Below are 24,723 nucleotides of genomic sequence, written 5' to 3' on the forward strand. Positions count from 1 at the left end.
TGCCTTATTCCCGAACCGCGTTCGACGCCGCCGTTTCGAGATTGAAGGCGGCGGCGAAGAGCGCCTTGGTGTAGTCGGTGCGCGGGGCGGCGAAGATGCTCTCGGCCGAACCCTCTTCCACGATCTTGCCGTTCTGCATCACCACCACGTGGTTTGCGAGTGCCCGCACGACCTTGAGGTCGTGGCTGATGAACATATAGGCGAGGTTGCGCCGCTTCTGCAGGTCGCGCAGCAGTTCCACGATCTGCGCCTGCACGGACATGTCGAGGGCCGATGTCGGCTCGTCGAGCATGATGAATTGCGGCTCCAGCGCCATGGCGCGGGCGATGGCGATGCGCTGGCGCTGGCCACCGGAGAATTCATGCGGATAGCGGTCCATGGTGGCAGGGTCGAGGCCGACATCGTGCAGCGCCTTGGCCACTATATCGCGGCGCTGGGCATAAGAGAGGCCCTTGGTCTGGACGAGCAGGCCCTCTTCCACGATCTCGGCCACGGACATGCGCGGCGACAGCGAGCCGTAGGGATCCTGGAACACCACCTGCAGATTCTTGCGCATCGGGCGGATCTCGTTCGAGCGCATCCCGTCGATGCGGTTGCCGAGAAAGACGATGGGTCCTTCCGACTGCACGAGGCGCAGGATGGCAAGGCCCAGCGTCGTCTTGCCGGAGCCGGACTCGCCCACGACGCCCACGGTCTCGCCTCTGCGCACCCGCACCGAGACGCCGTCGACCGCCTTCACATGGCCGACGGTCTTCTGGAAGAAGCCGCGCTTGATCGGAAACCAGACCTTGATCGGCCCGGCATCGACGATGACCGGTGCATCATTGGCGACAGGATTGGCGCGGCCCTTCGGCTCGGCGGCAAGCAGCCGCCGCGTGTAAGCGTGCTGCGGATTGCCGAAGACCTCCGCGACCGTTCCCTGCTCGACGATCTTGCCTTTCAGCATCACGCAGACGCGGTCGGCGATCTTGCGCACGATGCCGAGATCGTGGGTGATGAAGAGCATCGACATGTTGAGCCTGCTCTTCAACTCGGCGAGCAGCTTCAGGATCTGCGCCTGCACCGTCACGTCGAGCGCCGTGGTCGGCTCGTCGGCGATGAAGAGGTCAGGCTCGTTGGCGAGAGCCATGGCGATCATCACGCGCTGGCGCTGGCCGCCCGAGAGCTGATGCGGATAGGCGCCGAGCCGGCTTTCCGCGTCGCGGATGCCGACGAGATCGAAAAGCTCGAGCGTGCGGGCCCGGGCCTGGCGGTCGGACAGGCCGCGGTGCAATTTCAGGATCTCGCCGACCTGCCGCTCGATGGTGTGGAGCGGATTGAGCGAGGTCATCGGCTCCTGGAACACCATGGTGATGTCGTCGCCGCGAACCTTCCGCATCTCGTCCTCGTCGGCGGCGATCAGATCCTTGCCCTTGAACAGGATGCGGCCGGACGGGTGATGCGCGGACGGGTAGGGCAGGAGCTTGAGTGCCGAGAGGGCGGTGACGGACTTGCCGGATCCCGACTCGCCCACCAGCGCCACCGTCTCGCCTGGCATGACGTCGAAGGAGACGCGGTCCACCGCCAGCATGTCGCCTCCGCCCTGGCGGAAGGCGACCGAAAGGTCCTGAACGGAGAGGAGGGGTTCTGTCATGGCCATCTGTCGTGATCGCGAACGTGATTCAGCCCGATCTGCGTCAGGCTGCTCGGCAGCCTCAAGCGCTGATCGGAGGACAATAAGATGCTGCAATCGGCCAGGAGAGCGGTTGCTATGTGGATGGCGTCGGCTCCCTTGTTGCCGAGAGTCGCGCGAATTTCGGCACTCTGGCGCAAGACCGCGCGATCGATCGGTCGGATCTCCAGACCAGCACCGCCCGCAAGAAACCCCTCATAGATTTCGACCAATCTCGCATCGCCATCCTTGAGCGGGCCGACGAGAACCTCGGCCAGCGTCAGCTCGCTGGTCACCAATCGCAGCTGGCCGGCAGCCGCCTGCTCGAACACATGCAGCAAGCCGTCATCTTCGCTCTCGATGAAACGGATGATCGCATTGGTATCGAGATAAGCGGCCTTGACGCTCTCCACCTTCGTTATTCCCACTCGTCCCGCAGCGTGCGAATGCGCCGGACGGCTTCCGTAGCGGACGTGTTGCGCTCCTTGGCTGCGCCGAAGAAGCGCATGAATTCCCTCTTCGGATCAGGACGGGCAGCCTCGTCGTCCTGCTCGATGACCAGGGTTACGGGCTTCGACGGATCGAGCAGCTCCCGTAGATCCTCCGGCAGCTTATCGACCGGGTAATGCTCTCTGACGATCTTGTTCATGGGATACCTCGAGGAAACACTACCATAGGCTCATCGAAACGTCTTCCGCGGGTCGAAGGCGTCGCGCACCGCTTCGCCGATGAAGATGAGGAGGCTGAGCATGATGGCGATCACGAAGAAGCCGGAGAGCCCAAGCCATGGCGCCTGAAGGTTGGCCTTGCCCTGGGCGAGCAGCTCGCCGAGCGAGGGCGAGCCTGGAGGCAGGCCGAAGCCGAGGAAGTCGAGGGAGGTGAGCGTCGTGATCGAGCCGTTGATGATGAAGGGCAGGAAAGTGAGCGTCGCCACCATCGCGTTCGGCAGCAAGTGCTTGAACATGATGGTGGGGTTGGACAGGCCCAAGGCGCGCGCGGCGCGCACATATTCGAAGTTCCTGGCGCGCAGGAACTCGGCGCGCACCACGCCGACGAGCGAGACCCAGGAGAACAGCAGCAGGATGCCGAGCAGCACGAAGAAGCTCGGCGTGATCACCGCCGAGATGATGATGAGAAGATAGAGCGAGGGGATCGCGGTCCAGATCTCGATGAAGCGCTGGAACAGCAGGTCCGTCCAGCCGCCGTAATAGCCCTGCACAGCACCTGCCAGGATGCCGATGAGGGAGGATATGCCGGCAAGCGTCAGGCCGAACAGCACGGAGATGCGAAAGCCGTAGATCAGTCGCGCGACCACGTCGCGGCCCTGGTCGTCGGTGCCGAGCCAGTTCCATTCGATGTCGTTGCAGCCCGTGCCCCCTGTGCGCTCCGCGATCGGCTTGCACTGCTGGTCGGTGAGCATCCAGGTCGGCGGTGCGGGCGCGGGCACGGGAAGGTCGAGGTTGTGCGTGCTGTACGAGAAGCGGATCGGTGCCCAGATGAGCCAGCCGTTCTCCTGGATCTCCTTGGAAATGACCGGGTCGCGGTAATCGGTCTGCGCCAGGAAGCCGCCGAATTTCTCTTCCGGATAATCGACAAAGGCCGGGTAGAGCAGCTCGCCCTTGTAGGAGGCGAGGATCGGCTTGTCGTTGGCGATCAGCTCCGCGAACAGGCTGAGCACGAACAGGACCATGAAGATCCAGAACGACCAGTAGCCGCGCCGGTTGGCCTTGAAGTTCGCAAACCGCCGCCGGTTGAGCGGCGAGAGCTTGATGAAGCCCTCCTTCGGCAGGGGCGGCGCGACGGGCGACGAGGCCGGCGAGACGACGGGAATGGCCTCGTTCATCGGGTGATCCCCATGAACGAAGCGCGGGCCTGTCGCGACAGGCCCTCTCCCCCCTTGTGGGGGAGAGCTGGAGAGGGGGGTGTAAGCGATAGCCGATGAAGGTCTGCGCCAGCACCCCCCTCCCTGACCCTCCCCCACAAGGGGGGAGGGGAAAGAGGCAGTGCCTTTTGCAATTGAGGAGCGCTATGGATTCCCTTCCCCGTCGCTTCGCTCCAGCCGGGAATGACACTGAGGTGTGATGGATGCATCATCTCACGCCTCCCGGGTCTCGAAGTCGATCCGCGGATCGATCCAGGTATAGGTGAGGTCGGAAAGCAGGTTCACCGCGAGGCCCACGAGCGAGAAGATGTAGAGGTTCGCGAAGACCACGGGGTAGTCGCGGTTGACGATGGATTCGAAGGAGAGCAGGCCGAGCCCGTCGAGGGAGAAGATCGTCTCGATCAGAAGCGCGCCGGCGAAGAAGGCGCCGATGAAGGCTCCCGGGAAGCCGGCGATCACGATCAGCATCGCATTGCGGAACACATGGCCGTAGAGCACCTGGCGCTCGGATAGGCCCTTCATGCGCGCGGTGAGCACATATTGCTTGCGGATCTCGTCGAGGAAGGAATTCTTCGTGAGCAGGGTCGAGGTGGCAAACGCCCCGAGCGCCATGGCGGTGATGGGCAGAACGAGATGCCAGAAGTAATCCGCGATCTGCCAGTACCAGGGCATGAAGTCCCAGTTTTCCGAGGTCAGCCCGCGCAAGGGGAAGACCTGCCAGAACGAGCCGCCCGCGAAGAGCACGATCAGGAGGATCGCGAACAGGAAGCCCGGGATCGCATAGCCGATGATGACGACGGCCGAGGTCCAGATGTCGAAGGAGGAGCCGTCCCGCACCGCCTTCTTGATGCCGAGCGGGATCGAGATCGCGTAGGAGAGCAGCGTCATCCAGAGGCCGAGGCTGATCGAGACCGGCAGCTTTTCCTTGATGAGCTCCAGCACCGAGATGTCGCGAAAGTAGCTCTTGCCGAAATCGAAGCGGGCATAGTCCCAGATCATCTTCAAGAAACGCTCGTAGGCCGGCTTGTCGAAGCCGAACTGGGTTTCGAGCTGCTTGATGAATTGCGGGTCGAGGCCTTGAGCGCCGCGATAGCGGGAGGAGGTGTCGCCGGCACCCGCGCCTGCGCCACCGGGGCTCTGCGCGCCGAAATCGCCTCCGCCGCCGGAGATACGGGAGGAGGCGCCCGAATCCTGCCCCTGCAGCTGCGCGATGATGCGCTCCACCGGGCCGCCGGGGGCGAACTGCACAAGCACGAAGGAGATGAGCATGATCCCGAGGATCGTGGGGATCATGAGAAGCACGCGGCGTGCGATATAGGCCAGCATCAGGCGCCTGCTGCTTGCCGGCCGATGCGGCCGAGATGGGTGTCGTGGAAGCCGGACGCGTATTTCAAGCCGTAGCCCAGCATGCGGTCGAACCCGATATGCGCCGCCCAGATCGCGGCGAGACCGAGACAGAGAGGCTCGTTTGCCGCCAGTCCCCATCCGGCCAGCAGCGCAGGCCCGAGGGTGGAGTGGAGAGCGTTGTAGACGATAGCCCCCGGCTTCGGCCCGGCCTTATAGGCGGCAAAGCTCAAGTCGGGGCCGAGGAAGAGGAGGGCATAGAGCCACCAGGAGAGGCCCGTATAGGCAAAGGCGAGTGTCGCCAGGACGAAGAGAGCGAGGCCCTCGAGGCGCAGAAGCAGGCGCGGCATGTCCGCCTCCCTGCCCGTCGTCATTGGTGTGTCCAAGCCCTATCCTCTCCCGATCCGCTTCGCCTTCTCGGCATCGTACCACCAGGTTCCCGGTGCACCCGAGGCAAGGCGGGGCTTGGTCGCGGGGCGCGAGAACTGGTCCCAATAGGCCAGCCATTCGCTGGCCCGATACCACATGGGCACCCAATAATGGCCCGAACGGAGAACCCGGTCCAGGGCACGGCAGGCGATGTTCAGCTCCTGGCGCGACTTGGCGTTGGCGATCTTGTCGATCAGCGCATCCACCGTGGGATCGTCGATCCCCGCAATGTTGCGCGAGCCCGGCCTTTTGCCGGACTCCGATCCGTAGACGATGCGCAGGCTGTCGCCGGGCGTGGAGGAGCCGACGAGGTTGCGGCTCGCCATGTCGAAATCGTATTCGTCCATGCGGCGCTGGTACTGGGCCGCATCCACGATGCGCGAGAAGGCATCGATGCCGAGACGCTTCAGGTTGGCCTGGAAGGGCTGGGTGTGCGGCTGCAGCGAGGGCTGGAAGTCGAGGAACTCGATCCGGAACGGCTGCCCGTTCGGCAGCCTCAAGGTGCCGCCCTCGCGCTTGCAGCCGGCTTCGCGCAAAAGTTCGTCCGCGCGGCGCAGGTGGCGCCGGTCTTGGCCGGAGCCGTCGGAGACGGGCGGCAGGACGGGATCATCGAAGACGGAAGCGGGAAGCTTGCCGCGGAACGGCTCCAGCAGCGCCACTTCCTCCGGCGAAGGCTTGCCCAAAGCCTTCATGTCGCTGTTCTCGAAATAGGAGGTCGTGCGCTTGAACAGGCCGAACATGATGTTCGCGTTCGTCCATTCGAAGTCGAAGGCGAGACCGATGGCTTCGCGGATACGCGGATCCTTGAAGGTGTCGCGGCGCATGTTGAAGTACCAGCCCTGGATCGTGGCCGGCGCGTCGCTCGAGATCTCTTCCTTCTTCACCTTGCCGTCGCGAATGGCCGGGAAATCGTAGCCGGTCGACCAGATGCGCGACGTATATTCCTCGTTGTAGTTGAGCGTGCCGTTCTTGAACGCCTCGAAGGCCACGACGCGGTCGCGGAAATACTCGTAGCGGATATGCCCGAAATTGTTCTGGCCCACATTCACGGGCAGATCCTTGGCCCAGTAATCGGGCACACGGTCGAACTCGATGTAACGTCCGACCTCGAAGCGTCCGACCTTGTAGGCGCCGGAGCCGAGCGGTGCCTCCAGCGTCGAGGCCTCGAAATCCTTGCCCTGCCAGTAGCGCTCGGAGAAGATCGGCATTCCGGCAATGATGAGATGCAGGTCGCGGCTGCGCTGCGGCGTGAACTGCACGCGCAGGACATCCTCGGATTCCGCTTCGGCCGAGGCCATCTGGGTCAGGAGCTGGCTGAAGTTCGGATGCCCCTTGGTCTTCAGGATGTTCAGCGAGAACGCCACATCCTTCGCCGTCAGCCTCGACCCGTCATGGAAGCGCGCTTCCGGGCGCAGGGAAAAGCGGTAGGTGAGCTTGTCGTCGGAGATGCGCACGCTCTTCGCAACGAGCCCATAGAGCGCATCCGGCTCGTCAGCCGAGCCGGTCATCAGCGTGTCGAAGGTGCCGGTCATGCCGGCGGCGCCGTCCCCGCGCAGCACGAAGACGTGGAGGGTGTTGAACGTATCGAAGTTCTGGTTGCCGAGCGTCTGCTTGATCTGGATCGCCAGCGTGCCGCCCTTCGGGGCGGCGGGACTCACGTAATCGAAATGCTTGAAGTCGGGCGGATATTTCAGCTCGCCGAAGCTCGACAGGCCGTGCGTTTCGGTCTCGCCCTCCTGCGCGAAGCCGATGCGCGGCAGAACGGACAGGGCGGCCGTTGCCGCCCCGGTCTTGAGGATGGCGCGGCGATTGAGGGTCGTCATCGCGGCGCCCCCGTCTTGGCGGCCTTGGCCTCGTCGAACCACCAGATCGTCGGGAAGGCGGCGCCGCCGTAGCGCGGCATGGTCTCCGGATGGCTGTAGCGGTTCCAGCGCGCGGTGCGCTGCTTCAGCGAGGTCCATTGCGGAACAACGTAGTCGTGGGCGAGGAGCACGCGGTCGAGCGCCTTCGTCGCCGCAACCAGCTCGTCGCGGTCCTTGGCATAGATGACCTTGTCGATCAGCGCATCGACGCCGGGATCGGCGATGCCGGACAGGTTGCGCGAACCCTCGCGCGAAGCCGCCTGCGAGCCCCAGAACTCGCGCTGCTCGTTACCCGGCGACATCGATTGCGGCCACAAGCCCGTGGCGATGTCGAAGTCGAAGGCGCGGGTGCGGTTGGTGTATTGAACGTCGTCGACGGTGCGCACCGACGCCATGATGCCGAGGCGGTCGAGCGAGGCCTTGTAGGGCAGGAACACGCGCTCCTCGTTCGGGCTGCTGCTGAGCAGCTCGACGGTCAGGACATCGCCCTTCGCATTGACGCGGCGGCCGTTCTTCACCTCCCAGCCGGCTTCCTTGAGCAGGCGGTCGGCCTCGCGCAAGTTGTTGCGGATCGTCTCGGGCGAATCGTTGACCGGGTTCTTGTAAGCGGTCGTGAAGACCGATGCCGGAACCTTGTCGCGGATGGATTCGAGGATCTCGCGCTCGCGTCCTTCGGGCAGTCCCGAGGAGGCGAGGTCGAGGCCGAAGAAATAGCTCGAGGGGCGCTCGTAGAGGCCATAGAAGATCGTCTTGTTCAGTTCCTCGAAGGGGAAGGCGAGGTTGAAGGCGCGGCGGACGCGCTGGTCCTTGAACTTGTCGCGCCGCATGTTGAGCACGAAGGCCTGCATCACGCCGGTGGCGCGGAAGGAAAACTCTTCGAGCACCACGCGGCCTTCCTGCCGGGCCGGGAAGTCGTATCCCGTCGCCCAGTTGCGGGCGCTGTTCTCGGTGCGGAAATCGAGACGGTCCGCCTTGAAGGCTTCGAGCAGCACCGTCGCGTCGCGATAATATTCGTAGCGGATCTCGTCGAAATTGTTCTGCCCGACATTCACGTTGATCTTTTCGCCCCAGTAATCCTTCACGCGCTCGTAGGAAGCGTTGCGGCCGGCGTCGAAATTCTTCAGGCGATAGGGGCCGGAGCCGAGCGGCGGCTCGAGGGTGGTCTGCGTGATGTCGCGCTTGCGCCCGTCGGACGCCGTACCCTCCCACCAATGCTTCGGCAGCACCATCAGCTGCCCCATGATCTGCGGCAGCTCGCGGTTGCCCTTCTCGTCGAAGGTGAACTTCACCTCGCGCTCGCCGGTTTTCTCGGCCTTGGTGACGTTGGCATAATAGAAGGCGTAGGTGGGGCTGTTGGTCTTCAGGCTCTCGAACGAGAAGATCACGTCATCGACCGTCACCGGCCTGCCGTCGTGCCAGCGCGCCTCCGGTCGCAGGCGGAAGCTGACGGAGGAATAATCCTCCGGATAGGTGAAGGATTCGGCGAGCAGGCCATAAGAAGCGCTCGGCTCGTCGAGAGCGGAGGCGGTCAGGGTCTCGTAGATCAGGCCGAGTCCCTGTTCGGGGGATCCTTTCACGCCGGCGACGACGACGTTGAAGCTGTCGAAGGTGCCCAGCGCTCCTAAGCGGACCAGCCCGCCCTTCGGGGCATTCGGATTGACGTAGTCGAAATGCGGGAAGCCTTGCGGGTATTTCGGCTCGTCGAGCAGGGCCGAACCGTGCCGCCATGGCGCTTCCTGGGCTGCGAGGGGAGAGAAGGCGAGGCAGGCCGCGAGGAAGCTCGGCAGAAGGGTGCGGATCACAAGGCGTCTCCTGGAAAGGCGAGGCGTCTGTCGTTCAAGCATCGGACCCAAAAGTGGAGCCCACTTTTGGGATCCATCCGATGCTTCTCTTTATAGACTGGCACATCGTTCGGTTGCCCTTCGGGTCTGCTCGATGCACTAGGGTAGATTTTGTGCGTAACGGGGCAAGCGCAAGGGATAACGCGGAAAAGGGCAAGAGCCCTAAAAGAAAAGCCGGGCTTGAGGCCCGGCTTTCCGAAATGTGATCGCTGCAAAGAGTCTTACTGGGCTGCCGGGTACGCGACCGGGCTGTCGGAAAGGCTCCGCAGATAGGCCAGCAGGTCCGCGCGGTCCTTAGCCCCGGCAAGGCCGGCAAAGGCCATGATGGTGCCGGGAGTCGCCTGTTTAGGATTATGGACGAAGGCGTCCAGGGCCTCGTAGCTCCAGTTGCCGCCATGGGCCTTCATGCCCGCCGAGTAGTTGAAGCCCTCGTGCGAGGCGACGGGGCGTCCGACGACGCCGTAAAGGTTCGGTCCGACCTTGTTCGGCCCGCCCTTTTCGAAGGTGTGGCAGGAGGCGCATTTGCGGGCCTGGGCCTGACCCTTGGTCGGATCGGCACTGGCCAGGAGGACCGGAAGCGGCTCGGCGGGGGCGGCAGCAGCGGCGCCACCGCCGGCGGCGGCCTCTTCCGGAGCCGGAAGGTCATAACCTGGGACGGCGGGCTTGTGAGGGGCAAACAGACCGCCGGCGATAACGTTGACGCCGACCACGAAGAGGAGCGAGCCGAAAACGGCGCCCGCGATCTTATTGGTCTCGATATTCATCAGTGAAGCTCTCCTCGCCTTCGTACAACCGGCGAAACCAGGCAGCAGAACGGATCCGCGAGCATGCACCCGCGACAGGGGCGTTGCTTAGCCGTAGAGATGGGGTTTTGACAATGGGGTTTTCCGGAGTTTTCGCCGTTCTCGTGGTCGCAGCACGGCTTTGCAACGCTCGAGCTCGCCCGAAGGTCCCGTTCCCGCCCTAGGGCCGACGGGCGCGGTTTCGGCTCGCGGGAAGTTTCGGATCGATCCAAAATTGCATTCCCCTTTCGGGTCCGATGCTCTAAGCACGCGCAGTTTTCCTTGAACGAACCGCGTCATGTCCGATCCCATCGTCCTCATTCCCGCTCGCCTCGCCGCCACCAGACTGCCCAACAAGCCCCTGGCCGAGATCGCAGGCGAGCCCATGATCGTCCATGTCTGGCGCCGGGCGCTCGAGGCCGGAATCGGCCCGGTCGCGGTGGCGACCGATGCCCCGGCCATCGCCGAGGCCATCGCGGCTGTAGGCGGCATCGCCGTCATGACCCGGGACGATCACGCCTCCGGTTCCGACCGCATCTTCGAGGCTGTGGAAAAGCTCGATCCGGAAGGCCGTCACGACGTGGTGGTGAACGTGCAGGGCGACCTGCCGACCATCGATCCGGCGGCCGTCGCCGCCTCCATCGTCCCGCTCGCGGATCGGGAAGTCGATATCGCGACCCTCGTCGCCATCATCGAGCGCGAGGAGGAGAAGACCAATCCCAACGTGGTGAAGATGGTGGGCAGCCCCATCGCGCCCGGCCGCTTCCGCGCGCTCTATTTCACCCGGGCGACGGCGCCTTACGGCGACGGACCGCTCTATCATCACATCGGCCTCTACGCCTATCGCCGCAGGGCGCTGCAGCGTTTCGTCGGCCTCAAACCCTCGCCGCTGGAGATGCGCGAGAGGCTCGAGCAGCTGCGGGCGCTCGAGGCCGGCATGCGCATCGATGCGGTGCTGGTCGACGACGTGCCCCTCGGCGTCGATACTCCCCACGATCTGGACAGGGCGCGCGACATCATCGCGGCAAGGGCATCGGACCCAAAAGTGGCTTCCACTTTTGGGAGCGATCCGATGCCCCTTCTTTGAACAGCGCATCGTTCAGGGCGTAAAACCTGGACCACTTTTCGCTGACGCGGCCCTCTGGATCCGCACGATGCGCTAGGAGGACATCATGAGCAAGATCATTTCGTTCCAAGGCGAGCTCGGCGCCAATTCCCACACGGCCTGCCTGGAGGCGCGTCCCGACTGGGAGGTGCTGCCATGTCCCACCTTCGAGGACGCTTTCGCCGCTGTGAACGAGGGCCCGGCGGGCCTCGCCATGATCCCGATCGAGAACTCCATCGCGGGCCGTGTCGCCGACATCCACCATCTGCTGCCGACCTCGGGGCTGCACATCGTCGGCGAGCATTTCCTGCCGATCCACTTTCATCTGATGGCCATCCCCGAGGCCGATCTCGGCACCGTCAAGGACGTCTACAGCCACGTCCATGCGCTGGGCCAGTGCCGCAAGATCATCCGCAAGCTCGGGCTGAAGGCGCATGTGGCCGGCGACACCGCAGGCTCCGCGCGCGAGGTGGCGGAGTGGAAGGATCCGAGCCGGGCGTCGCTCTCGCCCCGCATGGCGGCCGACATCTACGGCCTGAGGATCCTGGCCGAGAACGTCGAGGACGAGGCGCACAACACCACCCGCTTCGTCATCCTCTCCAAGGCGCCGCAATGGGCGCCGGCCGGACCGGAGCCGGTCGTGACGTCCTTCGTCTTCCGCGTCCGCAACCTGCCGGCGGCGCTCTACAAGGCGCTGGGCGGCTTCGCCACCAACGGCGTCAACATGACCAAGCTCGAAAGCTACATGCTGGAAGGCGATTTCACCGCGACGCAGTTCTATGCCGAGGTGGACGGGCATCCGGAGGATGCGGGCCTGCGGCGCGCGCTGGAGGAGCTCGAGTTCTTCTCCCGCGAGCTGCGCATCCTCGGCGTCTACGCGGCCGACCCGTTCCGGGAAAAAGTCCGGGAAGCGGCCGAGTGACGATCCTCGTCCGCGAGGCGGTCGAGGCCGACGTGGAGGGCATCGCCCGGGTCCACGTCCAGGGCTGGCGCGAATCCTACAAGGACTTTCTCAGTCCCGAGGCGCTCGCCGGCCTGTCGGTCGAGGAGCGCATGCGGATGTGGCAGGGTGCATTCGCCAGGCCCGATCCGCGGGCCAAGACGCTCGTGGCCGAGACCGGCGCCGGCGAGATCGTCGGCTTCGCCAGCGGCGGGCCGATCCGGAGCGAAACGGCTGAGCTGCTCGGCACGGAGGCCGAAATCTTCGCGATCTACCTGCTCGACAGGGTCAAGCGGCAGGGTATCGGCCGCAGGCTCATGACCGGTGTCTTCGACCATCTCGGCGGCCAGGGCTTGGGCTCGGCCGGCCTGTGGGTGCTGAAGGATAACCTCTCCGCACGCCGCTTCTACGAAACGCTCGGCGGCACGCCGGGACCCGAGCAGACCTTCGACGTGCGCGGCCAGAACGTCGTCGAAATCGCCTACCGGTTCGCGCTGGCGCAGCGGGTGTGAGTTCGCCAGGTGTCATCCCCGGCGAGGGACGGGGATTCATGGCGTTGCGCTGGATTCCCTTCCCCTCCGATGGCTGCGCCATCTCCGGCCGGGAATGACACGGCTTGCCACCCGCCTCATCATACCAAGTGTCGCGGCTACCCCCATCCTGAACCGTCAAAGCCACCCGCCCACGTCATCACCGGCCTCGTGCCGGTGATCCCGATGCGAAAGGCGCCGCGCTCGTCCATATCGGGATGGCCGGCACAAGGCCGGCCAAGACAGTGGGAGTGTGACGAGAGGGCGACGAGAGGGGCGAGCGGAAGAGCGCGGGCAACGTTATGTTCTCACTTTGTTCTTGACAATAGTCCCAGCCTCGGCTATACCCTTGCGCAAGATCTGCTCCTGACGAGGGGCGCGCTCGCGAGGCGTCGCAGTGTGGGAGCAGGCACGGTCCCGTGACAGGTCTCGCAAACCTGTCGACGGGAGGCCCAGGCTGTGCGCCGCTGACTAGGGATTGGGTCGAGGCCGCCGCTGACCTTGCGGTCGCCGCCTCGGGCAGTCACTGAGCCGGCACCGCCTGTCCGCCTAAAAAAGCCGTGCGCGAAGCGGCCTCCCGGCTCTTCCATCATCACCATGCATCAGCGAGCCGGGCCGCCCTTCGCGCCACCCTCGATACCTGAAAGGCTCGGAGCCCAAAGCTCCGGGCCCATAGGTGCTGGCTGTTTGACAGGCAAACCAACAGCGTCATCCCGGACGAGCGGAGTGAGATCCGGGATCGCTTTCAGAATAAAGCGCTGTCATCCCGGCGAAGGCCGGGATCCATAACCACGACCTTCGACCATCGGCACCGTCAGCGTTTCTGGATTCCCGCTTCCGCAGGAATGACAGTGTCGAGGTTCACGCGCCCCACTTGCCAAGCGATCCTGGATCGCCCGCTCCGGCCGGGATGATCCACTTCAGGCGCTTAATCCTTCACCCATTCCCGGATCAGGTGGTTGGCGATCGCGATCGGGACGGGGGCGTTGAAATGCGCGTGGGTGCCCGCCAGCATCTGCCGGATGTCGTCCTTCGTGAACCAGCGGGCATCCTCCAGCTCCTCGCCGTCGAAGCGGATCTCGTCGGTGAGCGCCTCGCCGATGCAGCCGATCATGATGTTCGACGGAAACGGCCACGGCTGCGAGGTCATGTAGCGCACCGCGCCGACCCGGATGCCGGCCTCCTCGAAGGTCTCGCGCCGCACTGCGTCCTCGATGGTCTCGCCCGGTTCCAGGAAGCCTGCGAGGCAGGAATACATCCTCTCGGCAAAGCGCGGCTGTCGGCCCATCAGGCATTTGTCGCCGCGCACGATCAGCATGATCACCACCGGGTCGGTGCGCGGAAAATGCTGGGTGCCGCAGGACGCGCAGTCGCGCCGGAACCCGGCCTGGGCCGCTTGCGTCGGCGCGCCGCAATTGGCGCAGAAGCGGTGGCGCCGGTGCCAGTCGAGCAGGGATTTCGCCATGGCGAGCATCCCGAGCTCCTCCGCCGGCACGAGGCCGCGCACGGCGATCGAGCGCAGGTCCACGACCGCGAAAGCCGGGTCGTCCTGGAACGGCTCGGCCGCCTCGGGTTCCGCCAGGGTCGCCACGACGGGGCGCTCTCCCAACGTCCCGAGGAAGATCTGTTCCCGATGGGCGGGGAGGCGGCTCAGGATGGCGGCCGGATGCAGGCTCGTCCCAGGCTCCCCGGCCCGGAGGATCGGCAGGTCGCCGGCCAGGATGATCATGGCGGCGCGGGGATCGTGCAAGGCCTTGGCGAGAGCCTCCGGATCCCGCTCGGCACTGTGGCGCACGAGCGGGTTCGAGATATAGGCGATGGGTCGGGTCATGGGGTCAGGCCGATGCGAAGAGAGTGGCGGCACGCTCGATCAAGGCACTTGCCGCATGGTCGGGATAGGGCGTCCGGGTGCCGTGGCCCCAGACCGGGCCGGGCCAGGCCGGATCGGAGCGGAAGCGCCCGATCACATGGACATGGAGCTGCGTCACGATGTTGCCCAGCGCGCCAACGTTCACCTTGTCGGGCTTGGACAGCTCCAGCATCACCTTGGTAGCGATGCGGATCTCCTGCATCAGCTGGGCGGATTGCTCCTCCGAGAGATCGGTGATCTCGCTCACCCCCTCGACGCGCGGAACCAGCACGAACCAGGGAAAACGTGCGTCGTTCAGAAGCAGGACGGATGAGAGGGCGAGGTCGCCGACGGGGATCGTGTCGGCGTCGAGCCGGGAATCGAGCTGGAATGTCATGGGGCTATGTAACCGAGCCTGCGGCGCGATGTCAGCCTCGCTCATACGTCATCCCGGACGAAGCGAAGCGGAGATCCGGGATCGCAGGCCGGACAAGGCGCCATTCTCGTCCGGCGATCCCGGGTTCTGCTGACGCAGCCCCGGGATGACAGCCTCTGGATAACTGTTTCCAACTTGCGTTTCCCGGCCGAACCGCCCATATAGCCGGTGGGAGGTTGGCGAGGGACGTCTCACTCGCCAATCGGGTCAGGTCCGGAAGGAAGCAGCCCTAACGAGACCGAACGGGTCTTCGTCCAGCCTCCCACCTTAAAAGTTTCTCCAAAGCCTTGCAGTCGATGGACGATACCACAGCCGGCACGCCCCTGAACGACGAGCCGGCCCTGCCGGGCTTCCCCGCCGCGCCGGCCCCCACGGCGCCGGCCTCTCCCTACCGCGTCCTTGCCCGCAAATACCGCCCCAAGACCTTCGACGACCTCATCGGTCAGGAGGCGATGGTGCGCACCCTTTCGAACGCCTTCGAGACAGGCCGCATCCCGCAGGCCTGGATGCTCACCGGCGTCCGCGGCGTCGGCAAGACCACGACGGCCCGCATCCTGGCGCGCGGCCTGAACTACCAGAAGGCCGACGGCTCCGGGAAGCCGACCATCCACATGCCCGAGCTCGGCGTCCATTGCGAAGCAATCATGGAATCGCGCCACGTGGACGTGCTCGAGATGGACGCCGCCTCGCATACGGGCATCGACGACGTCCGCCAGATCATCGACGGCATCCGCTATTCTCCCGTATCGGCCCGCTACAAGGTCTACATCATCGACGAGGTCCACATGCTCTCGGAGAAGGCGTTCAACGCCTTCCTGAAGACGCTGGAGGAGCCGCCGCCGCACGCGAAGTTCATCTTCGCCACCACCGAGATCCGGAAAGTGCCGGTCACGATCCTGTCCCGCTGCCAGCGCTTCGACCTGCGCCGCATCGAGGCGGACAAGCTCGTGGCGCATTTGGGCCGCATCTGCGATGCCGAAGGCGTGCAGGCCGACCAGGAAGCGCTCGCCGCCATCGCCCGTGCGGCTGAAGGCTCGGCGCGCGATTCGCTCTCCCTGATGGATCAGGCCATCGCCCATGGCGCCGGCCTCGTGACGCCCGACACCGTGCGCGACATGCTGGGGCTTGCCGACCGCACGCAGGTCATCGACCTGTTCGAGACGGTGATGCGCGGCGACGTGCCGGCGGCCTTCGCGGGCCTTCGCTCGCAATACGATGCCGGCGCGGACCCGGCTGTGATCCTCTCCGATCTCGCCGCCTTCTCGCATATCGTCACCCGCCTCAAGCTGATCCCCGAAGCTGCGAGGGATCCCGCTCTCTCCGAGATCGAGCGGACCCGCGGCACGGATTACGCCCAAAAATTGTCCGTGCGCACCCTGTCGCGCGCCTGGCAGATTCTTCTGAAAGGCATCCCCGAGGTGCAGGCGTCGAACCGCCCGATTGCGGCGGCCGAGATGGTTATCGTGCGTCTCGCCTATGCGGCCGATCTGCCGACGCCGGACGAGGCCCTGCGCGCGCTGAAAGACGGCGCTCCGGTGCCCTCGGGCGGTCCGTCCGCTCCCGCGCCGCGGCCTTCCGGCCCCGCCACTTCCGGCAATATGGCGCTGGCGACGTCGCAGGCTCATCCGCAGCCGCGCCCGCAATCCGCGGCACCTGAGCCGACCATGCGCCTGCGCCGCTTCGAGGACGTGGTGGCCTTGGCCGGCGAGAAGCGTGAGATCGTGCTGAAGGCGCAGCTCGAACGGGAGGTGCGCCTCGTCCGCTTCGAGGAGGGCCGCATCGAGCTCAGCCTCATCGAGGGCGGCAGCCGCACCATCGCCAACGACCTCACCCGCGCACTCCAGCAATGGACCGGCGAACGCTGGATGGTCGCGCTCTCCTCGGAAGAGGGGCAGCAGACGCTGCACGAGAAGGCAGCCGCCGCCGAGCGCGAGCGCAAGGAGGGTGCTGCCAACCATCCGCTCGTGCAGGCGGTGCTGTCGAAATTTCCCGGCGCACAGATCGTCAACGTGATCGAGCGCACGGAGAAGCCCGGCGAGGACGCGGAAACCGAGATCCTCGGCGAAGAGGATGCGGCTGCGGCACACGAGGCCGAAGACGACGACGATCTGTTTTAATTCAAGGATACGGTCATGAAGGACATCATGGGATTGATGAAGCAGGCTCAGGCGATGCAGCAGAAGCTGCAGGACGCCCAGGCCGAGCTCGACACTCTCGAAGTCGACGGCACGTCCGGCGGCGGTGTGGTGACCGTGAAGGTGACCGGCAAGGGCAGCCTCAAGTCCATCGCTATCGACCCTTCTCTCATGAACCCGGACGAGAAGGAGATCCTCGAGGATCTCATCGTGGCCGCCATGAACGATGCCCGCGGCAAGGCCGAGCGCGCCGCGCAGGAGCGCATGGAGAGCATCACCAAGGGCCTGCCGCTGCCTCCGGGCCTGAAGCTGTTCTGAGCATCCTAAATGGCCCAGCACGTTGCCGGACCTGAGATCGAGCGCCTGATCCAGCTGCTCGCCCGCCTGCCGGGCTTGGGCCCGCGCTCGGCGCGGCGCGCGGCTTTGCATCTCATCAAGAAGCGCGAGACGCTGCTCAACCCGTTGAGCGATGCCATGCGCATCGCCAACGAGCGCATCGTCGTGTGCTCGTCCTGCGGCAATGTCGACACGCAGGATCCCTGCACCATCTGCCGGGACGCCAAGCGCGATCCGTCCATCCTCGTGGTGGTCGAGGACGTGTCCGATCTCTGGGCGCTGGAGCGTTCCGGCGCGGTCAATGCGAAATATCACGTGCTCGGCGGCGTGCTCTCGCCGCTCGACGGCGTGCGGCCCGAGCATCTCAACCTGGACAGTCTCGTTGCCCGCGCCTCCGAGCCCGGCGTCGCTGAAGCGATCCTGGCGCTCAACGCCACGGTCGACGGGCAGACCACGGCCCATTACATCACCGAGCTTCTCGCCCATCTGCCCATCAAGGTGACGAAGCTCGCCCACGGCGTGCCGGTCGGCGGCGAACTCGACTACCTCGACGAGGGCACGCTCTCCGCCGCGATCCGGCAGCGCACGTCGTTCTGAATCGGACGTCTTGCAGGTGACAGCTGCATGCGCCGTTGATAATCAGGCGGCAACGAAATCCTTGCCCCGAGTTGCCCATGTCCAATGCTGACCTGTCCCGAACCATCGACGCCGCCTGGGAAGACCGGGCCAATGTGACCCCCTCCACCACGGGAGCCGTGCGCGAGGCCGTGGAGGAGGCGATGAACCTCCTCGATTCCGGCAAGGCACGCGCGGCCGAGAAGGTCGGCGGCGAGTGGCAGGTGCATGAGTGGCTGAAGAAGGCCGTGCTGCTGTCTTTCCGCCTCAACGACATGAGCATCATCAAGGGCGGGCCGGGCGAGGCCACGTGGTGGGACAAGGTGCCCTCCAAGTTCGACGGCTGGGGCGAGAACCGCTTCCGCGAAGCCGGCTTCCGTGCGGTTCCGAACTGCATCGTGCGGCGCAGCGCCTATATCGCGCCCGGCGTCATCCTGATGCCGTCCTTCGTCAATCTCGGCGCCTATGTGGACGAGGGCACCATGGTCGACACCTGGGCGACCGTCGGTTCCTGCGCCCAGATCGGCAAGAACGTGCATCTCTCCGGCGGCGTCGGCATCGGCGGCGTGCTTGAGCCGCTCCAGGCCAGTCCCACCATCATCGAGGACAATTGCTTCATCGGTGCCCGTTCCGAGGTAGTGGAAGGCGTGATCGTGGGCGAGGGCTCGGTGCTCTCCATGGGCGTGTTCATCTCGGCCTCGACCAAGATCATCGACCGCAACACCGGCGAGGTCTTCGTCGGCCGCGTGCCGCCCTATTCCGTGGTTGTGCCCGGCTCGCTCCCTGGCAAGCCGCTCCCGGACGGCACCCCCGGCCCATCCCTCTATTGCGCCGTTATCGTTAAGCGCGTCGATGCGCAGACCCGGGCGAAGACGGGGATCAACGAGCTGTTGCGCGACTGATCCGATGGAACCCTCGCCCCTCTTTCTCGCCCAGTCGCTCCTGCGCTGCCCCTCCGTGACGCCGGAGGAGGGCGGCGCGCTTGCCTTCATCGAGAGCGTTCTCAAGGGGGCGGGGTTCGAGGTCCATCGTCCGGTCTTCTCCGAGCCCGGCACGCCGGACGTGGAGAACCTCTATGCCCGCTACGGCACAGGGCAGCCCTACATGCTGTTCGCCGGTCATACGGACGTGGTGCCGCCGGGCGACGTGAGCCGGTGGCAATACGATCCGTTCGGCGGCGAGATCCATGGCGGCGAACTCTATGGGCGCGGCGCCGTGGACATGAAGGGCGGCATCGCCTGCATGATGGCGGGGGCGCTCGCCTTCATCCGCGACAACCCGGACTTCAAGGGCTCCATCGGCTTCCTGATCACGGGGGACGAGGAGGGGCCGGCGGTCAACGGCACGGTAAAACTCCTCGAATGGGCGAAGGGCCGCGGCGAGCGCTTCGACCATTGCATTCTCGGCGAGCCGACGAACCCGAACCAGCTCGGCGACATGATCAAGATCGGGCGGCGCGGGTCGCTCACGGGTCGGATCGTAGTCGAGGGCAAGCAGGGACACGTGGCCTATCCGCATCTCGCCGACAATCCGATCCCTGGCATGATGCGCCTGCTCGACGGGCTCCTGAGGGAGCCGCTCGACCGGGGAACGGATCATTTCGATGCCTCGAACCTGGAGGTGACCACGATCGACGTAGGCAATCCGGCGGCCAATGTGATCCCGGCCGAGGCGAAGGCGACCTTCAATATCCGCTTCAACGATCTCTGGACGCCGCACAGCCTGGAGGCGGAGATCGAGCGCCGCCTGCGCGAGGCCGCCGGCAACACCGTGCACTACACTCTGAAGGTCGAGCCGACCAACGCGGTCGCCTTCCTTACCCCTCCGAATGCCTTTGTGAGCTTCATCGCCGAGGCCATCGAGGCCGAGACCGGCGCGAAGCCGAAGCTCTCCACGACCGGCGGCACATCGGACGCTCGCTTCATTGTGAAGGACTGCCCGGTGGTCGAGTTCGGCCTCGTCGGGCAGACCATGCACCAGATCGACGAACGCGTGGCCGTGGCCGATCTGGACCGGCTCGCAACGATTTACCGAAAAGTGCTCGACGCTTATTTCGCCGCCTGAAATCGAGCGAAGAGCTTGACTATTTAGACTAAAGTCGAAGAATAGCCGGAACGTTTTGAAGCTTCCGTCCATTTTCGTGGGCAATCGCCTGCCACGAAGGGGCCGCTCATGATCGTCACGGCTGATGAGGTCAACCGCTCGTTCAGAGGAACGCTCGACCTGCTCAACAGCAGGGCGGAGGGACTCAAATCCTTCGACATGAGCGAGAGGGGCTTCTGGCGCTCCTTCACCGCGCTCTGGCTGACCCTGCCGGCCTACGTGGTTTCCCTCGCCTTCGAGCGCCTTCGCCTCGGCCTGCTCCAGCCCGATCGCTCCCTGCTCGACAATGTCTGGGTCGACATCGTCGTCGCTTTCGGTCACGTGGCCGGCTTCGTCGTGTTGCCAGTGGCGATGATCTGGATCGCACGGTGGTTTAGGCTGGAGAAGGCCTATGTGCCCTTCGTCATCGTGACGAACTGGATATCGGTGATCGGCATGCTGGTGCTCTCGGTGCCGGCCATGCTCATGCTCGTAGGCTGGGCGCCTCCGGGGCTTGCCAGCCTGTTCAGCCTCGCCTTCGCGATCATTGTCGTCCGGCTGCAATGGTTCGCCACCAAGTCTACCCTTGGCCTCGCGAGCCTCCCGGCGCTCGGCATCGTCGTGTTCGGGATCTTGCTCAATGCGGTCGTGGCGAGCGCGATGCGGGGCCTGCTAGGGTAGAGCATCGGCCCCAAAATTGGACACCACTTTTGGGATCCATCCGATGCTGCTTCTTTGATGAGCGCATCGCCGGAGCGGAAAACCGGATCCACTTTTCACTGACGTGGCCCTCTGGGTCCGCGCGATGCGCTAATCCGGATAATCGACGCCGATCAGGTAGAGGCCCGTCGGCGGGGCCATCGGGCCGCATCGCTTGCGGTCTCGCGCGTCGAGGGCTGCACGCACATCCTCCGCCGACCAGCGCCCGGCACCTGCCCGCTCCAGCGTTCCCGTCATCGAGCGCACCTGATGGTGCAGGAACGAGCGGGCGGAGGCATAGATGCGGATCTCCTCGCCGATCCGCTCCACATCGAGACGGTCGAGCGTGCGGATCGGGCTGTTGGCCTGGCATTCGGCCGCGCGGAACGTGGTGAAGTCGTGCCGCCCGATCAGCAGCTGCGCGGCTTCGTGCATGACCTCGGCATCGAGCGCCCAGGCGACGTGCCAGACCCGGCTCGCATCGAGCGTCGGCGGCGCCCGGCGGTTGAGGATGCGATAGACGTAGTGCCGCTTCACGGCGGAGATGCGCGCATTGAACGTCTCGGGCACGATCTGCGCCGAGAGGATCGCGACGGGGGCCGGCTTCAGATGCGCGTTGGTGGCGTCCCGCACCGTATCCGGCCGCCACTCCTTGTCCAGATCCACATGCACGACCTGATGCGTGGCATGAACGCCGGAATCCGTGCGGCCGGCGCAATGGATCCGCACGGCCGTGCCGGCGAAGCGCGCGATGGCATCCTCCACCGCCTGCTGAACGGAGAGACCGTTGGTCTGATGCTGCCAACCGGTGAAGGGCGTGCCGTCGTATTCGACGACAAGCTTGTAGCGAGGCATGTCTATTTCAGCTCTGCAAAGGCCCGGGCATAGGCGACCGGACCATGGGCCCGTTTTCCGGTGTCGGAAAGGGCAAGCGCCTGGAGATAGGGTCCGTCATAAGGGGTTTTCAGGCGCTCCGCCAGCTTCGGATCGAAGCTGAAACGTCCATAGAAGGACGGCTCCCCGAGGACCACGACGAGATCGTATCCGTCATCCGTCAGGCGTTGCAGGCTCCGCCGGACGAGGGCCGTCCCGACGCCCTGGTTCTGGAAGGCGGGCGAGACCGCCAGCGGCGCCAGCACGCAGGCTCGCACGGAAGGGGTTTCATGCAGGGCCAAGTGGGAATAGGCGATATGTCCCGCCGGCTTCCCGTCATAAGCCAGGAGCGAGAGGATCAGATCCCCCTCGCTTTCCATGTCGCGGACGAGGTCGGCTTCCGCCGTCTGGGCGAAGGCGGCGTCGTAGATGGCATAGATTGCCGGCCAGTCTGTGGATTCCTCCAGACGGATCGTCGTCATGCATCACCCGAAGCGGGCGCCCGGACCAAGCCTCACGCCGCGCAGAAATTCGTCGAAGGCCACGGGCCCCTTGCCGGCTCGTTGAACCTGGACCAGACGGATCGCCCCGTCGCCACAGGAAATTATACCATTGTTGTCGAGAAGTGTCCCGGGGGCGCCCGAACCTGCCGCCAGCGTCGCCCGCAGCACCTTCACCCGCTCTTGGCCCTTGCCGAAATCGGCGGTGAAATAGGCGCCGGGGAAGGGCGAGAGCCCGCGGATATGGTCATGAATCGCTTGGGCCGGCTTCGACCAGTCGATCAGGGCTTCCTCGTTCCTGATCTTGTGGGCATAGGTCACGCCGTCCTCGGGCTGGGGCGTGAAGCCCAAGCCGCCGCGCGACAGGGCGGCGAGCGCCCGCACCATCAGGTCGGCGCCGAGCACCATCAGCCGATCGTGCAGCTCGCCCGCATTCATGTCCGGCGCGATCGCCACACGCTCGACCATGGCGACGGGGCCGGTATCCAGGCCCTCTTCCATCTTCATGACGGCGACGCCGCTTTCCCTGTCGCCGGCCATGACCGCACGCTGGATCGGAGCCGCGCCGCGCCAGCGCGGAAGCAGGGAGGCATGCAGGTTGAGGCAGCCGAGTTCCGGCGCCTCGAGGATCGCCTTCGGCAGCAGCATGCCGTAGGCCACCACCACGGCGACATCGGCATCGTGGCTGCGGAAGATATCGGCAGCCTCGTCCGTGCGCAGGGTCTTCGGCGTCAGCACGGGCAGGCCGAAGCGGTCCGCCATTTTATGAACAGGGGAGGGCTTCAGCTCCATGCCGCGCCCGGCGGCGGCAGGCGCGCGGGTGTAGACGGCGACCACGTCGTGGCCCTGGCCGACGATCTCGGAAAGGGTGGGCACCGCGAAATCCGGCGTGCCCATGAAGACGACGCGCAGGCTCATGCCCCGGCCTCGCGCCTGGCCGCCTTCTTGAACTTGGTCATCACCCGGTCGCGCTTGAGCTTCGACAAGTAGTCGATGAAGAGGACGCCGTTCAGGTGGTCGATCTCGTGCTGCACGCAGGTGGCGAGCAGCCCGTCCGCATCCTGCTCGACGGTCTCTCCCTGCAGGTTCACGTAGCGGAATCGCACCCGGTCCGGCCGCTCGACCTCCTCGTAATATTCGGGGATCGACAGGCAGCCTTCCTCATAAGTACGCTTTTCCTCCGAGGCCCAGACGATCTCCGGGTTGATGAGCACCAAAGGCTGGTGCTCGTCCTCGGATTTCGACACGTCCATGGTCACCATGCGCAAAGGCATGCCGATCTGGATCGCGGCGAGGCCCACGCCGGGTGCGTCGTACATGGTTTCCAGCATGTCGTCCGCCAGCCGGCGAATCTCGTTCGTGACCTCCTTGATGGGCTCGGAGATCAGGCGGAGCTTGGAATCGGGAAGGATGACGAGGGGTCTGATGCTCATGATCGCGGGAGATAAGGGCTTAGCTGAGGATGGTCAAATCGTTCGTCTCTAGCATCGGACCCAAAAGTGGGTCCACTTTTGGGACTAATCCGATGCCTATCATTCATGAGTGCATCGTTCTCGCGGAAAAGCGGAATCCACTTTTCCGCACGAGGCACTTGTGTTCGGATGCATCCGTTAACCGGAACCTGACGCTCCATGAACGACATCGTCCTGATCCTGGGCAAGACCTCCCTGACCTGGGGGCAGGCCGTCATGGGAATGGCTGCGTTAAGCCTCGTCCTCCTGTTCCTCGTCACGATCCTGCTTCTGCGCACCCGCCGGGAGCGGGCGCTGGAATCCGCCATCGCCGACGAGCGGGCGCGGGAGATGGACGACAGGGTGGCGGAGCTCACCCGGATCCAGTCGGAGATGACCGGGCGGATGCGGACGATGGCCGAGGTGTTCGGCTCGCGCCAGAGCGATTTCGCCCGCATGATCTCGGAGCGGATCGACGGGCTGCAGCACCGGGTCGGCCAGGGGCTCGAATCCTCCACGCGCCACCAGAGCGAGAACCTCTCCAAGCTCAACGAACGGCTCGCCGTGATCGATGCCGCTTAGCAGAACCTCACCAACCTCACCGGCGAGATCGTGGGGCTCAAGGATATCCTGTCGAACAAGCAGACCCGTGGCGCCTATGGCCAGGGGCGGATGGAGGCGATCGTCCGCGACGGGCTGCCGGCCAATGCCTTCGCCTTCCAGGCGACCCTGTCCAACCGCACCCGGCCCGACTGCCTCGTGCGCCTGCCGGGCGACGAGCGCGGGCTCGTCATCGATGCCAAGTTCCCGCTCGAAGGTTTTACGCTCTTTCGCGAAGCGAAGGGGGACGAGGCACGGGGCCACGCGGCGGCGCGGGTGCGCAACGACATGCTGGTCCATGTGAAGGACATCGCGGAGAAATACCTGATCCCCGGCGAAACCCAGGACATCGCCATGCTCTTCGTGCCTGCGGAATCGATCTATGCCGATCTTGCGGAGCATTTCGACGACGTGGTGCAGAAGGCCCATCGCGCCCGCATCGTCATCGTTTCGCCGTCCCTCCTGACCCTGGCGATCCAGGTCATGCAGGCACTGGTGCGCGATGCCCGCATCCGCGAGGAGGCGCGGGTGATCCAGGTCGAGGTGCAGAAGCTGCTTGAGGACGTGACCCGGCTCGATTCCCGCGTGGCGAAGCTCGATGCGCATTTCCGCCAAGCGCAGGAGGATGTCTCGCAGATCAGGGTCTCCGCCGACAAGATCGTGAAGCGCGGCGAGAGGATCGAGACCCTGGAATTCGACGAGGGAGAAACGGAGGCGAGAGCCGAATGGCTGCGCCTTCAGGGCCGGAATCTGAGAGCCGTGGATTAGGCGGGAACCGCCT

At 65.1% G+C, this 24,723-nt stretch carries 24 protein-coding genes, 1 other RNA gene and 1 pseudogene; 11 read left to right on the top strand and 15 right to left on the bottom strand.

The genetic code is table 11. The annotated features are described in order from the left end of the window. Positions 1-4: 4 nt before the first annotated feature. From BB934_RS17670 to BB934_RS17710, 9 genes are all read right to left on the bottom strand, one after another. A complete protein-coding gene (locus BB934_RS17670) occupies positions 5-1,633 on the bottom strand; it encodes an ABC transporter ATP-binding protein (RefSeq protein WP_099512977.1) in 1,629 nt (542 codons plus the stop codon). Next, complete coding sequence (locus BB934_RS17675) at positions 1,630-2,064, bottom strand: type II toxin-antitoxin system VapC family toxin (protein WP_157934213.1); 435 nt, start codon at positions 2,062-2,064, stop codon at positions 1,630-1,632. The genes BB934_RS17670 and BB934_RS17675 overlap by 4 nt, the downstream gene beginning before the upstream one ends. A gap of 5 nt (positions 2,065-2,069) precedes the next feature. After that, positions 2,070-2,300, bottom strand: coding sequence for a hypothetical protein (locus tag BB934_RS17680; RefSeq protein ID WP_099510812.1), 231 nt, complete (start codon positions 2,298-2,300; stop codon positions 2,070-2,072). 30 nt (positions 2,301-2,330) lie between these two features. Then, on the bottom strand, positions 2,331-3,494 hold the full coding sequence (locus BB934_RS17685; RefSeq protein ID WP_099510813.1) for an ABC transporter permease: 1,164 nt from the start codon (positions 3,492-3,494) through the stop codon (positions 2,331-2,333). 252 nt (positions 3,495-3,746) lie between these two features. Beyond that, positions 3,747-4,859, bottom strand: coding sequence for a microcin C ABC transporter permease YejB (locus BB934_RS17690; RefSeq protein WP_099510814.1), 1,113 nt, complete (start codon positions 4,857-4,859; stop codon positions 3,747-3,749). Further along, positions 4,859-5,251, bottom strand: a complete 393-nt coding sequence (locus BB934_RS17695) for a DUF4260 domain-containing protein (protein ID WP_237050001.1) — start codon at positions 5,249-5,251, stop codon at positions 4,859-4,861. The genes BB934_RS17690 and BB934_RS17695 overlap by 1 nt, the downstream gene beginning before the upstream one ends. A gap of 15 nt (positions 5,252-5,266) precedes the next feature. Further along, positions 5,267-7,129, bottom strand: a complete 1,863-nt coding sequence (locus BB934_RS17700) for an extracellular solute-binding protein (RefSeq protein WP_099510815.1) — start codon at positions 7,127-7,129, stop codon at positions 5,267-5,269. Beyond that, a complete protein-coding gene (locus BB934_RS17705) occupies positions 7,126-9,012 on the bottom strand; it encodes an extracellular solute-binding protein (RefSeq protein WP_418294701.1) in 1,887 nt (628 codons plus the stop codon). The genes BB934_RS17700 and BB934_RS17705 overlap by 4 nt, the downstream gene beginning before the upstream one ends. Before the next feature lie 218 nt (positions 9,013-9,230). Then, complete coding sequence (locus BB934_RS17710) at positions 9,231-9,773, bottom strand: c-type cytochrome (RefSeq protein ID WP_418294702.1); 543 nt, start codon at positions 9,771-9,773, stop codon at positions 9,231-9,233. 316 nt (positions 9,774-10,089) lie between these two features. On the opposite strand from BB934_RS17710, the gene BB934_RS17715 reads away from it, so the two are divergent. From BB934_RS17715 to BB934_RS17725, 3 genes are all read left to right on the top strand, one after another. Continuing rightward, a complete protein-coding gene (locus BB934_RS17715) occupies positions 10,090-10,878 on the top strand; it encodes a 3-deoxy-manno-octulosonate cytidylyltransferase (RefSeq protein ID WP_099510817.1) in 789 nt (262 codons plus the stop codon). Positions 10,879-10,963: 85 nt separating this feature from the next. Further along, entirely contained in the window at positions 10,964-11,818 is an 855-nt protein-coding gene (locus tag BB934_RS17720) for a prephenate dehydratase (protein WP_418294703.1), read from the top strand. After that, complete coding sequence (locus tag BB934_RS17725) at positions 11,815-12,348, top strand: GNAT family N-acetyltransferase (RefSeq protein ID WP_099510819.1); 534 nt, start codon at positions 11,815-11,817, stop codon at positions 12,346-12,348. Before BB934_RS17720 ends, BB934_RS17725 begins: the two co-directional genes overlap by 4 nt. A gap of 946 nt (positions 12,349-13,294) precedes the next feature. Here BB934_RS17725 and nudC read toward each other — a convergent pair. Both nudC and BB934_RS17735 read right to left on the bottom strand, forming a co-directional pair. Then, the gene (nudC, locus tag BB934_RS17730; protein ID WP_099510820.1) at positions 13,295-14,197 is read right to left on the bottom strand and encodes an NAD(+) diphosphatase; all 903 of its coding nucleotides are present in this window, start codon (positions 14,195-14,197) and stop codon (positions 13,295-13,297) included. Positions 14,198-14,201: 4 nt separating this feature from the next. Continuing rightward, entirely contained in the window at positions 14,202-14,657 is a 456-nt protein-coding gene (locus BB934_RS17735; protein ID WP_418294704.1) for an HIT domain-containing protein, read from the bottom strand. Positions 14,658-14,821: 164 nt separating this feature from the next. Between BB934_RS17735 and ffs the strand changes: the two genes are divergently transcribed. From ffs to BB934_RS17770, 7 genes are all read left to right on the top strand, one after another. Further along, positions 14,822-14,918, top strand: an RNA gene (ffs, locus tag BB934_RS17740) — signal recognition particle sRNA small type. Positions 14,919-14,947: 29 nt separating this feature from the next. Continuing rightward, entirely contained in the window at positions 14,948-16,768 is a 1,821-nt protein-coding gene (locus BB934_RS17745; protein WP_099512983.1) for a DNA polymerase III subunit gamma/tau, read from the top strand. 15 nt (positions 16,769-16,783) lie between these two features. Continuing rightward, positions 16,784-17,104 carry a YbaB/EbfC family nucleoid-associated protein gene (locus tag BB934_RS17750; protein ID WP_099510821.1) on the top strand — a complete coding sequence of 107 codons (321 nt, stop codon included), beginning with the start codon at positions 16,784-16,786 and terminating at the stop codon, positions 17,102-17,104. Positions 17,105-17,113: 9 nt separating this feature from the next. Continuing rightward, positions 17,114-17,719, top strand: coding sequence for a recombination mediator RecR (gene recR / locus BB934_RS17755; RefSeq protein ID WP_099510822.1), 606 nt, complete (start codon positions 17,114-17,116; stop codon positions 17,717-17,719). Between the two features lie 77 nt (positions 17,720-17,796). Continuing rightward, complete coding sequence (gene dapD / locus BB934_RS17760) at positions 17,797-18,639, top strand: 2,3,4,5-tetrahydropyridine-2,6-dicarboxylate N-succinyltransferase (RefSeq protein WP_099510823.1); 843 nt, start codon at positions 17,797-17,799, stop codon at positions 18,637-18,639. 4 nt (positions 18,640-18,643) lie between these two features. After that, positions 18,644-19,801, top strand: a complete 1,158-nt coding sequence (gene dapE, locus BB934_RS17765; RefSeq protein WP_099510824.1) for a succinyl-diaminopimelate desuccinylase — start codon at positions 18,644-18,646, stop codon at positions 19,799-19,801. Positions 19,802-19,909: 108 nt separating this feature from the next. After that, positions 19,910-20,500, top strand: coding sequence for a hypothetical protein (locus BB934_RS17770; RefSeq protein WP_099510825.1), 591 nt, complete (start codon positions 19,910-19,912; stop codon positions 20,498-20,500). A gap of 129 nt (positions 20,501-20,629) precedes the next feature. Here BB934_RS17770 and truA read toward each other — a convergent pair whose 3' ends face one another. Genes truA through def form a run of 4 tightly spaced genes read right to left on the bottom strand, consistent with a single transcriptional unit; the run spans position 20,630 to position 23,324 of the window. Continuing rightward, positions 20,630-21,373, bottom strand: coding sequence for a tRNA pseudouridine(38-40) synthase TruA (truA, locus tag BB934_RS17775; RefSeq protein WP_099510826.1), 744 nt, complete (start codon positions 21,371-21,373; stop codon positions 20,630-20,632). Between the two features lie 2 nt (positions 21,374-21,375). After that, entirely contained in the window at positions 21,376-21,873 is a 498-nt protein-coding gene (locus tag BB934_RS17780; RefSeq protein ID WP_099510827.1) for a GNAT family N-acetyltransferase, read from the bottom strand. A 3-nt stretch (positions 21,874-21,876) separates the two neighbouring features. Beyond that, positions 21,877-22,809 (bottom strand): methionyl-tRNA formyltransferase, encoded by a 933-nt coding sequence (gene fmt, locus BB934_RS17785; RefSeq protein ID WP_099510828.1) that lies wholly within the window; start codon positions 22,807-22,809, stop codon positions 21,877-21,879. Continuing rightward, positions 22,806-23,324, bottom strand: a complete 519-nt coding sequence (gene def / locus BB934_RS17790) for a peptide deformylase (protein ID WP_099510829.1) — start codon at positions 23,322-23,324, stop codon at positions 22,806-22,808. Before def ends, fmt begins: the two co-directional genes overlap by 4 nt. A gap of 198 nt (positions 23,325-23,522) precedes the next feature. Between def and BB934_RS50925 the strand changes: the two are divergent. Continuing rightward, positions 23,523-24,710, top strand: a pseudogene (locus tag BB934_RS50925) (DNA recombination protein RmuC). Positions 24,711-24,723: the final 13 nt, after the last annotated feature.

It is taken from the genome of Microvirga ossetica (assembly GCF_002741015.1).
GTDB lineage: Bacteria > Pseudomonadota > Alphaproteobacteria > Rhizobiales > Beijerinckiaceae > Microvirga > Microvirga ossetica.